The sequence below is a fragment of the Mesorhizobium sp. M2C.T.Ca.TU.002.02.1.1 genome (assembly GCF_003997225.1).
Window position 1 is genome coordinate 1 of the sequence record NZ_RZTO01000061.1, and the last position, 13,937, is coordinate 13,937.

13 protein-coding genes and 1 pseudogene are annotated in these 13,937 nt (G+C 61.9%); 10 read left to right on the plus strand and 4 right to left on the minus strand.

What is annotated here, in order from left to right; all coding sequences use genetic code 11:
* Window positions 1–231, plus strand: a pseudogene (locus tag EOD07_RS05435) (GNAT family N-acetyltransferase); the annotation flags it as partial.
* Window positions 232–505: 274 nt separating this feature from the next.
* Here the strand turns inward: EOD07_RS05435 and EOD07_RS05440 are convergent.
* Both EOD07_RS05440 and EOD07_RS05445 read right to left on the minus strand, forming a co-directional pair.
* Window positions 506–1,681 carry an acetate/propionate family kinase gene (locus EOD07_RS05440; protein WP_127234263.1) on the minus strand — a complete coding sequence of 392 codons (1,176 nt, stop codon included), beginning with the start codon at window positions 1,679–1,681 and terminating at the stop codon, window positions 506–508.
* A gap of 62 nt (window positions 1,682–1,743) precedes the next feature.
* Window positions 1,744–4,125 carry a phosphoketolase family protein gene (locus tag EOD07_RS05445; protein ID WP_127234264.1) on the minus strand — a complete coding sequence of 794 codons (2,382 nt, stop codon included), beginning with the start codon at window positions 4,123–4,125 and terminating at the stop codon, window positions 1,744–1,746.
* Between the two features lie 271 nt (window positions 4,126–4,396).
* Between EOD07_RS05445 and EOD07_RS05450 the strand changes: the two genes are divergently transcribed.
* A complete protein-coding gene (locus tag EOD07_RS05450) occupies window positions 4,397–4,612 on the plus strand; it encodes a DUF1858 domain-containing protein (protein WP_041006150.1) in 216 nt (71 codons plus the stop codon).
* Here EOD07_RS05450 and EOD07_RS05455 read toward each other — a convergent pair.
* A complete protein-coding gene (locus EOD07_RS05455; protein WP_127234265.1) occupies window positions 4,609–5,313 on the minus strand; it encodes a Crp/Fnr family transcriptional regulator in 705 nt (234 codons plus the stop codon). The genes EOD07_RS05450 and EOD07_RS05455 overlap by 4 nt on opposite strands.
* Window positions 5,314–5,540: 227 nt before the next feature.
* Here EOD07_RS05455 and EOD07_RS05460 point away from each other — a divergent pair, with 227 nt between their 5' ends.
* The 3 genes from EOD07_RS05460 (at window position 5,541) to EOD07_RS05470 (ending at window position 7,870) form a co-directional block, all read left to right on the plus strand.
* Window positions 5,541–6,740 (plus strand): NnrS family protein, encoded by a 1,200-nt coding sequence (locus EOD07_RS05460; protein ID WP_127234271.1) that lies wholly within the window; start codon window positions 5,541–5,543, stop codon window positions 6,738–6,740.
* A 192-nt stretch (window positions 6,741–6,932) separates the two neighbouring features.
* Window positions 6,933–7,394: a group III truncated hemoglobin gene (locus EOD07_RS05465; protein WP_127234266.1), complete on the plus strand. Its 462-nt coding sequence runs from the start codon at window positions 6,933–6,935 to the stop codon at window positions 7,392–7,394.
* 44 nt (window positions 7,395–7,438) lie between these two features.
* Window positions 7,439–7,870 (plus strand): potassium channel family protein, encoded by a 432-nt coding sequence (locus EOD07_RS05470; protein WP_127234267.1) that lies wholly within the window; start codon window positions 7,439–7,441, stop codon window positions 7,868–7,870.
* 73 nt (window positions 7,871–7,943) lie between these two features.
* Here EOD07_RS05470 and hemN read toward each other — a convergent pair whose 3' ends face one another.
* Window positions 7,944–9,323 (minus strand): oxygen-independent coproporphyrinogen III oxidase, encoded by a 1,380-nt coding sequence (gene hemN / locus EOD07_RS05475; RefSeq protein ID WP_127234268.1) that lies wholly within the window; start codon window positions 9,321–9,323, stop codon window positions 7,944–7,946.
* A 106-nt stretch (window positions 9,324–9,429) separates the two neighbouring features.
* Here hemN and EOD07_RS05480 point away from each other — a divergent pair, with 106 nt between their 5' ends.
* The 5 genes from EOD07_RS05480 (at window position 9,430) to ccoP (ending at window position 13,775) form a co-directional block, all read left to right on the plus strand.
* Entirely contained in the window at window positions 9,430–10,143 is a 714-nt protein-coding gene (locus EOD07_RS05480; RefSeq protein WP_127234272.1) for a Crp/Fnr family transcriptional regulator, read from the plus strand.
* 250 nt (window positions 10,144–10,393) lie between these two features.
* Window positions 10,394–12,004 (plus strand): cytochrome-c oxidase, cbb3-type subunit I, encoded by a 1,611-nt coding sequence (gene ccoN, locus EOD07_RS05485; protein ID WP_127234269.1) that lies wholly within the window; start codon window positions 10,394–10,396, stop codon window positions 12,002–12,004.
* A 10-nt stretch (window positions 12,005–12,014) separates the two neighbouring features.
* Window positions 12,015–12,746, plus strand: coding sequence for a cytochrome-c oxidase, cbb3-type subunit II (ccoO, locus tag EOD07_RS05490; protein WP_073986305.1), 732 nt, complete (start codon window positions 12,015–12,017; stop codon window positions 12,744–12,746).
* 13 nt (window positions 12,747–12,759) lie between these two features.
* On the plus strand, window positions 12,760–12,909 hold the full coding sequence (locus EOD07_RS05495; protein WP_041005791.1) for a CcoQ/FixQ family Cbb3-type cytochrome c oxidase assembly chaperone: 150 nt from the start codon (window positions 12,760–12,762) through the stop codon (window positions 12,907–12,909).
* Window positions 12,910–12,911: 2 nt separating this feature from the next.
* Window positions 12,912–13,775, plus strand: a complete 864-nt coding sequence (ccoP, locus tag EOD07_RS05500; RefSeq protein WP_127234270.1) for a cytochrome-c oxidase, cbb3-type subunit III — start codon at window positions 12,912–12,914, stop codon at window positions 13,773–13,775.
* The last annotated feature ends 162 nt before the right edge of the window (window positions 13,776–13,937 follow it).

Consider the following 13,937-nt stretch of genomic DNA (forward strand, 5'->3'; position numbering starts at 1 on the left):
ATCTGCATTCGCGAGGACCGCAAGCATCTCGGCGTCGGCTGGGAGTTTCTCGGCTATATCGCGCGCTATGCCGACGACCATGACATCGAGACGATCGAGTCGATCGAGAGCCGCGAAAACCGCGCGGCGATCGAGCTTGAGCGCGAGATGGGCTTCACTGTGACGACGGATTCTGACGATCCGACGCTCGTCCTGGTCCAGCGGAAGCTCGGCACCAAGTTGGCGGGTTAGATGCCGCTTTGCCTTTCGGCCTTTAGAGCAATTCCAGGAAAGGTGTGAGCGGTCAGGTTCGGCGACTTCGCCGTAGCCTTCCGCCCGGAATTGCGTAGAAACAAAGGGATAGAACGTTTCGCCGTTTCCGTGAAATGGTAAAACGCTGCAGGGCGCCCGCCACCAGATCTTGAAGCGGGCGGAAGAATGGCTACACCCCTGAGGGATCGACCACCTGCCTCAATCGACAACTCCGGCATGTAAGGGGCCTCCCGCCAACTGGCGGCTGTCGTAATCAACCCGCCTCGAAATCGAGCAGCTCCGCAGCCACCGCACGCTCTTCGTCCGCCGCAATGACAAGAACGTCGACGGGAGAATCCCCTGTGCTGACCAATTCGTCGCTGTTCGCGTTCAGCTCCTTGTCGAGCGCAACGCCCAGCCATCCCGCGGTTTCGCAGACCCTCTGTCGGATCACGGGCGCATGCTCGCCGATGCCTGCGGTGAACACGAGCGTGTCGAGCCCGCCTATCGCCGCGGCAAGCGATCCGATCTCACGCCCGACACGATAGACGAAGAGATCGACAGCGCGCTTGGCCGCCGGGTCTTGCGATGCAAGCAGGGTCTGCATGTCGCCGGAGATGCCGGATACGCCCAGCAGCCCGGACCGCTCGTAGAGCAGGTCTGTCAGTTCATCGGACGACAGCTTTCGATCTTGCAGGAGATGAAGGAGGACGCCGGGATCGATCGCCCCGCAACGCGTGCTCATGACAAGGCCGTCAAGCGTCGAGAAACCCATGGTGGTGGCGTGGCTTGCGCCCGCCTTCATCGCGCAAAGGCTCGCGCCGCTGCCAAGGTGGGCCACGATCGTCTTGCCACCCGCGCCGGCGCCATATCGGTTGCGGAGCTCGCTGGCGATATGGCTGTAGGAGAGCCCGTGGAAACCGTAGGACACGATGCCTTGCTCCGACATTTCATGCGGCAGACCATAGAGTCTTGCGAGCTCGGGCTGCGTCGCGTGAAAGGCTGTATCGAAACAGCCGACCTGAACGGCGCCTGGCAAAAGACGGTGGGCCAGGTCGACGAGCTCCAGGTTGATCGCCTGATGAATCGGAGCGAGCGGCTCGAGCTTGCGCAAGGCATCGAGCGTGAGTTCATCGAGCAGCGTCGCGCGGGCAAACTCCCGGCCGCCATGGACGATCCGGTGCCCGACCCTGCGCACCCGGGGCAACAGGCCTCGGTCCGTCAGATAGGACGCAACGGCTTCGAATGCCTTGCCGACAGAGATCGCTTGTTCGCCGAGGCTCCTGTCGAACGGCGGCGTCGTTGCCGTGGGCGCGACGTGAAGGCTGGGCCGCTCGCCGATCGACGAGACGCTGCCACGCACCAAAAGATGTAGCTCGTCGCGTCCGTGAAAGGCGGCGAACTTCAGGCTCGATGAGCCGCCATTGAGGACAAGAATGACATCTGTCATGGTCGACTGGCTCCGGCCATTTGTGCGGGTCGTATCCCGTCAGCCTGGCGCTTCGGCATCGGCTATTGCTCCCATTTCCAGCCGAGGATCTCGGGCATGTCCTGCCCGTGCTCGCGGATATAGGCCCGATGCTCGATCAGCTTGCCTTCCATGGCCTGCTTCAGCTGGATATGCGCGCCGGCCGGCTCGGGAATGCGGTCAAGCACGCCGAGCACCAGATGATAGCGGTCGAGCCCATTCAGCACAGTCATATCGAACGGCGTCGTCGTGGTCCCTTCCTCATTGTAGCCGCGCACGTGGATGTTGTCGTGATTGGTCCGCCGGTAAGTCAGGCGATGGATGGTCCATGGATAGCCGTGATAGGCGAAGATGACCGGCTTGTCCCTGGTGAACAAAGCGTCGAACTCGCGATCCGACAGGCCGTGCGGATGGTGTTCCTTTGGCTGCAGGGTCATCAGGTCGACGATGTTGACCAAGCGAATCTTGAGCTCGGGAATATGATGCTTCAGGATCTGGACGGCGGCCAGAGTCTCGAGCGTCGGCACGTCGCCGGCGCAGGCCATCACCACATCCGGCTCGTCGCCCCGGTCGGTCGATGCCCAGTCCCATATGCCGATGCCGGCATTGCAGTGGACGACCGCTTCCTCGATTGACAGCCATTGCCAGGAATTGGCTTTCCCCGCGACGATGACGTTGATGCGGTTCCAGGTCTGCAGCACATGGTCGGTCACGCAAAGCAGGCTGTTGGCGTCCGCCGGCAGGTAGACGCGCACGACATCTGCCTTCTTGTTCAACGCCACGTCGATGAAGCCTGGATCCTGGTGGCTGAAGCCGTTGTGCTCCTGCTGCCAGACATGGCTGGACAACAGATAGTTCAGCGAGGCGATCGGCCGCCGCCAGGCAAGCTTGCGGCAGGCATCCAGCCATTTCGCATGCTGGTTGAACATGGAATCGACGATATGCGTGAAGGCCTCGTAGCAAGAGAAGAAGCCGTGGCGCCCGGTGAGCAGGTAACCTTCCAGCCAGCCCTGACAGGTATGCTCGGACAGAATCTCCAGGACCCTGCCCTCTCGGCCAAGATGGACATCCTCGGGCAGTATCTTCTCCATCCAGGCGCGCTCCGTGACCTCGAAGACGTCCTGCAGCCGGTTTGACGCGGTCTCGTCCGGACCGACGATGCGAAAGTTCCGGGCACCCTGATTAAGCGCCATTACATCGCGCAGATAGGCGCCCATCGTCCGTGTCGACTCGGCCTTCACCTCGCCCGGTCGGACCATTGCGATTGCGTGCTTGGCCAGGCTCGGCAGGTCGAGTGACCGGCGCAGCAGGCCGCCATTGGCATGCGGGTTGGCGCTCATGCGCCTTTCACCTTGTGGCGCGGTGGCGCGGATCGCGGCCACAGGCGCGCCGGCGGCATCGAAAAGCTCCTCGGGCCGGTAGCTTCTCATCCACTCCTCGAGCATCCTCAGATGCGCGGGGTTTTCGGCGAGGCCGGAAAGCGGAACCTGGTGGGCGCGCCAGAACCCTTCGGTCTTCAGTCCGTCGACCACCTTGGGACCGGTCCAGCCCTTCGGGCTTCGCAGCACGATCATCGGCCATTTCGGCCGCGACTGCGCGGTCTTTACGCCGCTGCGAGCCGCGTCCTGAATAGCCTTGATGCGGTCGAGCGCGTCGTCGAGCACGACCGCCATCCGCTCATGCATCACGGCCGGATCGTCGCCCTCCACGAACAGCGGCTCGTAGCCGTAGCCGACGAACAGCGCGCGCAGCTCTTCCTCGGGGATGCGGGCGAGAATGGTGGGATTGGCGATCTTGTAGCCGTTGAGGTGGAGGATCGGCAGCACCGCGCCGTCAAGCGCAGGGTTGAGGAACTTGTTGGAGTGCCAGGAGGTGGCGAGCGGCCCGGTTTCCGCCTCGCCGTCGCCGACCACGCAGGCGACGACAAGATCCGGGTTGTCGAAGGCCGCGCCATAGGCATGCGAGAGCGCGTAGCCCAGTTCGCCGCCTTCATGGATCGAGCCGGGCACGTCGGGCGCCGCATGGCTTGGGATGCCGCCCGGAAACGAGAACTGGCGGAAGAGCTTCTTCATTCCGGCCTCGCCCAGGGCGATGTCCGGGTTGGTCTCGCTGTAGGTGCCCTCTAGATAGGTGTTCGCCACCATCGCCGGCCCGCCATGGCCGGGACCGCAGACATAGATTACGTTGGCGTCGCGTTGCCGGATTACTCGGTTCAAATGCGCATAGATGAAACTGAGGCCCGGCGAGGTTCCCCAATGGCCGAGCAGCCGCGGCTTGACGTGCTCCAGCCGAAGCGGCTCGCGAAGCAGCGGATTATCGAGCAGGTAAATCTGCCCGATGGTCAGATAGTTGGCGGCACGCCAATAGGCATCTATGTCGTGCAATTCCTGGGCGGACAAGCGATTGGTGCTGGGACGCTCGGTCATTTCTCATTCCTTCGCTGGTTCCAAGCCGACGCCGGCTGAAGCACAACGCGTCGATGCTGCCACTGGTTCACGACGGCTCGGTGTCAAGACCGTTCGTCATCGATCTATCCGGCGAAGAACGATCGAGCTTTGATCCATCGCAATGCCGGCCAAGGCGGCAATCGCCTTGGACCAAACGCGATCAAGCTACAGTCCGTCGAGCAAGGCAAGACAGTGTCATTCTTTGTTTCAGAGCAACGAAGGCACTGGCAAGCCCGGGCAGGATGTCTGCATGAAGCGCAAATTGAACGACGATGCGACGATGGACGGGATCATGCGCGCGACCCCGGCGACGATCCGCGTCGTTCTCCAGCACGGAATGCTGTGCGTCGGCTGTCCGATCGCTCCCTTTCACACCGTTTCCGAAGCCGCGCGCGAGCATGATTTGGACGAGGACCAACTTCGCCGCGATCTCGAGGCAGCGATCGAAAGCGGCGACGTGGATTAGCTTTTCGATCCACGCCCTTCGGAGACCACGACGAGCCGATGAGGCTCGATCACGACAACCCTTTGGCGCCCGCTTTTCACCAGCCCCTGGTCTTCCCAGGCTGAAAGCAGCCGGCTTACCGTGTGAAGCGTCGTGCCCGTCATCTCCGCGATGTCCTGGCGCGAAATCGGGAAATCGATCAAGATCCCTTCCTCGGTCTTTTTCCCCGACTGCTTGATCAGCTTCAGCAAGGCATGCGCGACGCGCTGCTCCACCTGCTCGGTCGACATCTCGATAACGCGCGTGTGGGCATCCTGCAGCCTGCTTCCCACCATCCTGTAAGTATTGGCGCTGAAGCTCGGGAAGCTCGTCGCGAATGTGGGCCACAGCTGGCTTGGCCAGGCAAGGGCCACGCAATCGACGGCGGCGATTGCATTTGCCGGATAGGTCGTCCGGCCCAGCGCGCTTGCGATCCCCATCAGCTCGCCGGGGCCTATGTATCGCACGGTCACCTCGTGCCCGGTCGGGGTCGATTTCACCACGCGCACATGGCCGTCAAGCAGCAGGAAGAACGAACGGGCCTCCTGCTCCTGCTCGAACACCGGTTGCCCCCTGGCGATCCGCACAGACCTTGCCTGTCCGACTATGCGATCGAGATCGGCGGCAGCGATCCCCTCGAAGACGGACAGCCCGGCAATCAGTGATCGATCAAGGCTTGCCAACTGGCTTTTTCTCCCGGTTTCAACAGTATAACGCGCTCAAGGGCCCTCTGACCGGGCCTCTCTTACCGGACTTTGTCACGGACGGCAGCCCGTCGACAAGGGAAGCCTCCCGTCGCTGCCGTCGGCCATTCACTCGCCTGTTTGATCTAACGCAAATTCCATCCTTCGGGGCCGGGATAGAGATGGGCTCAGACAGGCACCTCGCCTGGTCTCCGATGAGGCATGCCATGGCAATTCCACGGACACGGCCAAGCGTCTATCCGGCAGTTTTCTCCTACGGGTTCCGGCCCTTCTTTCTGCTCGGCTCGCTGCAGGCAGGCACCGCTATACTCTTTTGGTTGCCTCTTTACTACGGCAAGCTCGAGACCTTCAGCACCTTCCTGCCCGTGGACTGGCATGTGCACGAATTGCTCTTCGGCTATCTGCCGGCAGTCGTGACGGGCTTCCTGCTGACCGCAATTCCGAATTGGACCGGGCGGCTTCCCGTTCAGGATTTTCGCCTGCTGGCACTCGTGCTGATCTGGATTGCGGGCCGGGCGGCGGTGTTCTTTTCGGCGGAAACGGGCTGGCTCTTGAGCGCCGTCATAGACTGCTCGTTTCTTCTCGCGGTGGTGGCCGCAGCCGCGACGGAGATCGTTGCCGGGCGAAACTGGCGGAACCTCAAGGTGCTGCTGCCGGTCGCGACCCTTTTTGCGGCAAATGTCATGTTTCATGTCGAGGCGCATTACCAGGGCATCTCCGACATGAGCCGGCGCCTCGGTCTTGGAGCGGTTGTCGTCCTCGTCATGATTATCGGCGGGCGGATCGTTCCGAGCTTCACCCGCAATTGGCTGGTTCGCGAGAAGCCGGGCCGGCTCCCGGCGTCGTTCGGCAGGTTCGATGTCGGGACGATCGCGCTCTCGGCTCTTGCCCTCGCCGCGTGGACGTTTTTTCCCGACGCCATCGCAACCGGCGTGTTGCTGCTCGCCGCGGCGATCTTCAACGCCGTCCGGCTTGCCCGCTGGGCAGGCTACCGGACGCTGCCCGACCCTTTGGTTCTGATCCTGCATGTCGCCTTCGCCTTTGTGCCGGTCGGGCTTCTGCTCGCCGGCTTGAGCGTCCTCGCCCCGGGAAGGATCCCCGCGGTGGCCGGCATTCATGCCTTTGCGGTGGGAGCGATCGCCTGCATGACGCTTGCCGTCATGGCCCGCGCCACCCTTGGCCATACAGGCCGCGAATTAAGGGCAAGCGCCGGCACATGCGCGGTTTTCGTCGCCATCATTGTTGCCGCCATCCTGCGCGTGGCCGCCGGCTTGGCGCCTGCCATGGCAATTCTCCTCGATCTGTCGGCGGCGTTCTGGGCCGCGGCCTTCATCGGCTATGCAGTCCTGTTCGGCGGCATGCTGACGCGGCCGCGGCTCAATGCGCGCAGCAAGAATCTCTCTTGAGGAAGTGCATGTTGTGGGGGGCTTCCGCCGACCCTGCATGTTCGAACGTCATCCGCGACGGCAACGGCGCGACTATGCGGCCGGCACACTGCCAGACATCTGGGCCTCGCGTTATCCATCGCCGCCGCGCCTTCGCGGGTCGCCATTCACCGCAGGGGATTGACCTGAACACTCGAGAAACGAGGAACCTGAATGACTTCAAAGCCGATCTTTCTCGACAGGGTGCGCCCCGCCGCCGAACAGCCTCTGCTTCGCTCCGGCGTCGATCGGACATCGATAGGAGCGCTGGTTCGCAACTTCTATTCCAGGGTAAGAAAGGATGAGCGGCTCGGGCCTATCTTCGCCGTCGGGATTGTCGGCGATTGGGAGCCTCATCTGGAGAAGATGACGGACTTCTGGTGCTCCGTCATCCTGAAGAACGGCGACTATAATGGCCGGCCGGTGCCCGCTCACCTGAAGCTCAAGGATGTCACCGAAGCCGACTTCGATATCTGGCTGACTCTCTTTCGCGAAACCGCGGCCGAGCTGTTCGCGCCCGAAATCGCGGCGGTGTTTGTCGAACGGGCGGAGCGGATAGCAGCGAGCCTGAAGCTCGCCATGTTCTTTCGCCCCGGCTCCGCCGCTGCCCTGCCAAACACCACCGGCGCCGCTTGATTCTACGCAAGGACTGCAGCAGTCGGGGTCTGTAGTTTCCCAGGATGATCCTTAATCTTTTCGTCGGCACGATCGTCATCAGCCTGACGGTCCTGATCCATACGTTCGGCCTTATCGCGATTACGCGCATGATGGCGCATCTTGTGGCGCTGTTCCGCATGCACGGTCGGCGTAGCCGTGTCGTCGCCATGATCAGCGTGGTGATGGGACTTTTCGCGGTCATGACGGCGGAAGTCTGGCTTTGGGCCGGCCTGTATCGACTGCTCGGAATCCTGAACGATTTCGAGACGGCGCTCTACTTTTCGACCATCACCTTTTCGACGGTTGGCTACGGAGATGTGGTGCCCGCCCATGGCTGGCGCATCCTGGCGGCCCTGGAAGGCATCAACGGCTTTCTGCTGATCGGCTGGTCGACTGCCTATCTGATCGCGGCCGGCACCCGTGTCGGCCCCTTTAAGATCGGCGAGCACTTCTGATCCGCGGCCCAATGCATGTCGCCTAAAAGTGCGCAGCGGTTTGGGAAAACGACATGCACGAACAAGGACTCGCTCAAACCGCTAGCGAATGCCTGCCGGTTCCATTGTCGAGATATTTGTCAAACTTGGCCGCCACCGTCCTGACGAACGGACGGCTTTCCTCAGGCACGACGAAGTCTTCGCCATCGAGCCGAAGGAATTGGCCGGCGCCGCCGATAGCCAACCGGCTCGCTTCGCACAGCACCGTCTGCCCCATCGCTCCAAAGCGTTCGACAAGTTCTGTCGCCGAGAAGGCGAAGTTGCACATCAGGCGCTCGATGACCCAACCTCGCGCCAAATCATCGAGGCTGAACTCGATCCCCCGCGCTATCGCCAGGCGTCCGGAATCCACAGCCTTTTCGTACTCGCCGGTGGCAACGATGTTTTGTGCGTGACCCTGGCGGAACCGGCTGATCGAGGACGGACCGAGGCCGATCAATGTCTCGCATTGGTCCTCGGTGTAGCCTTGGAAATTGCGGCGGATCTTGCCCGCCCGCGCGGCAACCGCCAGCGTATCCTGCGGCTTTGCAAAATGATCCAGCCCCAAGGCCTCATAGCCTGCGTCGACAATCAGTCGCGCGGCAAGCTGCGACTGCGCCAGACGTGCCGCGGAATCGGGCAGCCAGGCTTCATCGATCATGGTCTGGTGCTTCTTGAACCATGGCACATGGGCGTAACCGAACAACGCCAGCCGGTCTGGCGTCAGCGTCAGCGCTTGAGCGACGGTCGCCGCAACGCTCTCGCGGGTCTGATGCGGGAGCCCATAAAGCAGGTCAAGGTTGACGGAGCGAACGCCCCGTGCACGCACCGCATCGACAATGCCTTTGGTCAGCGCGAAACTCTGCTCGCGGTTGATCGCCTTCTGCACCTTGGGATCGAAGTCCTGGACACCAAGGCTCGCTCGCGTCATGCCGATGGCCGCGAAGGCGTCGAGCCGGCCCTCGTCCATGTCGTTCGGATCGATCTCGACGCTGATGCTGGCATCGGCAAGGAAGTCGAACCGTTCCCGCAACGCCCTTCCCAGCATGATTATGTCATCGGGCTTCAGCATCGTCGGCGATCCGCCGCCGAAATGGACGGCCCGGACCTTGCCCCTGCCGTTTAGGAGACCACCAATGGTCTCGATTTCCTTGTGGAGCGAGCGCAGGAAGGAAGCCACCGGCGCATAGTGACGCGTCTGCTTGGTATGGCAGGCGCAGAACCAGCACAGCCGGTCGCAATAGGGGATGTGCAGATAGAGCGATATCTCGTCATCGCCTTCAAGCGCATTCATCCACCCGCGAACCGTTACCGCGTCAACGCCCGGATGAAAGTGCGGCGCCGTCGGATAGCTCGTGTATCGAGGTACGTTGTCGCCCAGGCCCTGGGCTGGAATTGAGTGCGGGGGCTGGATGATAGCGACAGGAGCGGTCATGACGGTCAAGCTACCTGAACGGCACCGCCAAAACCTTGATTTAGATCAAGGCACCTCAAGCCAAAACCGGCGCAAATTGCCGCTCTATTTGACCACGGGCGTCACAATGGCCGGCATACAGGATGCTCAACAGGCTGAGGTTCCCGCAATTTGCAACTCCTGCGAAGCGCGGCGGGCCGGATTATGCGGTGCGTTCAACAACCGCCAACTTGCCGATTTGGCCAAAGCCTCCTCCAGGCACGAGATCTTGGCCGGGACGGACCTGCCCGGCGACGGAACCTACTCGAACCTATTGTCCGGGGTGGTCAAGCTCACGAGAAATCTTTCGGATGGTCGTCAGCAGATCGTCGGTTTCCATTTCGCGCCCGATTTTCTCGGCAGGCCGTTCGAGGCGAAAAGGCCGATCAAAGCCGAGGCCTTGACGAATATGGCGCTATGCTCGTTTCCAAGAGCGATCGTCGATCAAATGACCAACGAGGTGCCGGAACTTGGACGCCTGCTGCTGAGGCGCGCGCTGAACGAACTCGACGAAGCGCGCGACTGGATGGCGGCACTGGGGCGCAAGACCGCCTCCGAGAAAGTCGCAAGCTTCCTTCTTATGTTCGCCGGACACATCGGCCCCTCCAGATCTCCAGCAGACCCTATCAGCTTCGATCTGCCGCTGACACGCGGGGAAATCGCCGATTTCCTTGGGCTGACGATCGAGACGGTAAGTCGGGAATTCTCCAGGCTGCGAGTGGATGGGGCGATCCGGATCGTAAACAAGCGACACATCAGCCTCGCAAGCATCGCTCTGCTCGAGGAACGCTGCGGCGACTGACCTGCTATCGAACCGTCGTCTGGCTTTGACCCTCCAGAGTCGCCGACTTCGGCCCTGCGGGTCGTTTCATCGGCGCCGCTGCCTGTTCACATCACTGCCAAAGCTGCGCTCCAGCGGTCGCGGCAACCTTCCCCAAAACAAAAGCGCGTCGCGTTTGACTTGAATCAAGGCCCGGGAACGGAAAATCCCGAAATGGTGCCGCGAGCGGGCATTTCCGCCGGAACTTTCGAGACGAGATCGGGGACTTGCGATGAAATTTGGCACGGAGATCGTCCTTTTAGGCCTGTTTGCTTTTGCTGCCCTTGTGGCCGCCGGCTTCGGCGCGGATGAGCCTTTTCGCCAGCACATGTGGGTTTTGTTCTTCGCAGTGGCTGGCTTTACCGCGATCTTGCTGCGCAATTCGGATTTCAAGCCCGCGGCGCCGATCGACCCCTCCGCCTACATGGACGGTCCGATCCGCTACGGGGCCATCGCAACGGTGTTCTGGGGCGTCGTTGGCATGTTGGTCGGCGTGATCATCGCGCTGCAGCTCGCCTACCCCGACCTCAACATCCAGCCTTGGTTCAATTTCGGACGGCTGCGGCCGCTCCACACCTCCGGCGTCGTCTTTGCCTTCGGCGGCAACGCGCTGATTTGCACCTCGCTTTACGTCGTCCAGCGCACCTGCCGGGCGCGGCTGTTCGGCGGCAATCTCGCCTGGTTCGTCTTCTGGGGGTATCAGCTCTTCATCGTCATGGCCGCGACCGGCTATCTGCTGGGCATCACCGAAAGCCGCGAATATGCCGAGCCGGAATGGTATGTCGACATCTGGCTGACCATCGTCTGGGTCGCCTATCTCCTGCTCTTCCTCGGCACGATCCTGAAGCGCAAGGAACCGCATATCTACGTCGCCAACTGGTTCTACCTCTCCTTCATCGTCACCATTGCGATGCTCCACGTCGTCAACAATCTGTCGATGCCGGCATCATTCCTGGGATCGAAAAGCTATTCGGCCTTCTCCGGCGTCCAGGACGCGCTTACGCAGTGGTGGTACGGCCACAACGCGGTCGGCTTCTTCCTGACGGCCGGCTTCCTCGGCATGATGTATTATTTCGTCCCGAAGCAGGCGAACCGGCCCGTCTACTCATACCGCCTGTCGATCATCCACTTCTGGGCGCTGATCTTCCTCTACATCTGGGCCGGGCCCCATCACCTCCATTACACCGCCCTGCCCGACTGGGCGCAGACGCTCGGCATGGTGTTCTCGATCATGCTGTGGATGCCGTCATGGGGCGGCATGATCAACGGCCTGATGACGCTGTCGGGCGCTTGGGACAAGATCCGCACCGATCCGATCATCCGCATGATGGTTACGGCCGTCGCCTTCTATGGCATGTCGACCTTCGAAGGTCCGATGATGTCGATCAAGACCGTCAACTCGCTCTCGCACTACACCGACTGGACCATCGGCCATGTCCATTCGGGCGCGCTCGGCTGGGTCGGCATGATCACGTTCGGCGCGATCTACTACATGGTGCCGAAGCTCTGGAATCGTGAGCGGCTCTATTCGCTGCGGCTTGTCACCTGGCACTTCTGGCTGGCCACGCTCGGCATCGTCGTCTACGCCGCGGTGATGTGGGTCTCGGGCATCATGCAGGGACTCATGTGGCGCGAGTACGACGAGCAGGGGTTCCTCGTCTACTCCTTCGCCGAGACCGTCGCCGCCATGCATCCCTATTATCTCATGCGTGCGGCGGGCGGCGCCATGTACCTCACCGGCATGCTGATCATGGCCTGGAATATCACCATGACCATTCGTGGCTACCAGCGCAAAGAGCAGCCTTTGCCAGGTACCGCCCCCGCCCTCCAGCCTGCCGAATAAGGAGCCAGACATGGGCTTGATAGATAGACACGCGCTGATCGAGAAGAACGCCACGCTGCTTCTTGTCGGATCCCTGCTGGTGGTGACCGTCGGCGGTATCGTCGAGATCGCGCCGCTCTTCTATCTCGACAATACGATCGAGAAGGTCGAGGGCATGCGGCCCTACTCGCCGCTCGAGCTCGCCGGCCGAAATATCTATGTGCGCGAGGGATGCTATCTCTGCCACAGCCAGATGATCAGGCCGTTCCGGGACGAGGTGGAACGCTACGGCCACTACAGCCTGGCGGCCGAGTCGATGTACGATCACCCGTTCCAGTGGGGATCCAAGCGAACGGGGCCGGATCTCGCTCGCGTCGGCGACCGCTACTCCAACAGCTGGCACGTCCAGCACCTTACCGACCCGCGATCCGTCGTGCCCGAGTCGATCATGCCGAGCTACGCGTTCCTGAAGGACACGCCGATCGAGGTGAAGGACTTCTCGACGCATCTCGTCGCCAACCGGCGTGTCGGTGTCCCCTACTCCGATGACATGATCGCCAATGCCAATGCGGATCTGATGGCGCAGGCCGATCCCAATGCCGACACGTCAGGCCTGGAGAAGAGATACCCGAAGGCCAAGGTCGGCGACTTCGACGGCAACCCGCAACAGGTCACCGAGATGGACGCCCTGGTGGCTTACCTCCAGATGCTCGGCACCCTGGTCGATTTCAAGAACTACGACGAAGCCGCCGGCTACCGCTGAGGAGCACAGACCGATGGAATACAATTTGATGCGGGAGTTCGCCGACAGTTGGGGCTTGCTTGCGATGGCCCTGTTCTTTGTAGGCTGCATCGCTTTTGCGCTTCGCCCCGGGGGCAAGGCGCATGCCGACCACGCCGCACAGATACCTCTCAAGGACGATTGATCATGAGCAGCGAGCATGTCGACGAAATCTCCGGCGTGACGACGACCGGCCATGAGTGGGACGGCATCAAGGAACTCAACAATCCCTTGCCACGCTGGTGGGTGATAACCTTCTACATCACCATCGCCTGGGCACTCGCCTACACCATTGCCTACCCCGCCTGGCCGATGCTGAGTTCCGCCACCAAGGGCGCCCTGGGCTTTTCCAGCCGCAACGACGTCAAGAACGAAATGGCCGCGGCCGAGGCCGCCAAGGCCAAATATGTCGCGGCGATACAGTCCAAAACCGTTTCGGAAATTGCTGCTGACGACACTTTGCGCGAGTTCGCCGTCGCGGCCGGCGGCGCGGCATTCAAGGTCAACTGCGTGCAGTGCCATGGCTCCGGCGCGCAAGGGTCGACAGACTTTCCGAACCTCAACGATGACGATTGGCTCTGGGGTGGCAAGGCGGAGCAGATCCAGCAGACGATCACGCACGGCATTCGTTTCGCCCCGGACGCGGATACTCGCCAGTCGGAGATGCCTGTCTTTGCCGACATGCTCAAGCCGGATCAGATCGCTCAGGTCAGCGCTTTTGTGGCCAGCCTTTCAGGGCCGGTGCGGGACAAGAGCCTGATCGAGCCCGGCGCCAAGGTTTTCGCGGACAATTGCGCGGTCTGCCATGGCGACAACGCGAAGGGCAACAGGGACCTCGGTGCACCCGATCTGACGGATGCGATCTGGCTCCACGGTTCCGGCGAAGCCGCGATTGCTTCTCAGGTGCGAGCTCCGAAGAACGGGGTGATGCCTGCCTGGGTCGGTCGTCTCGGCGAGACGACGGTCAAGGAACTGGCCGTCTATGTCCATTCGCTTGGCGGCGGAGAATAGGAGCGGGGCCTATTCTCGGCCCTCAGCCGTTCAAGCGACGAGGCCCGGCCATGCCGGGCCTCGACTTGCTTTTGCCGATTCAATTTGACCTGCATCAACGCGCCGCGCGCGAGCGATGGCAAGACTGCTGGAGAAAGGCGGCGTCATTGGCCGCGATTGGAG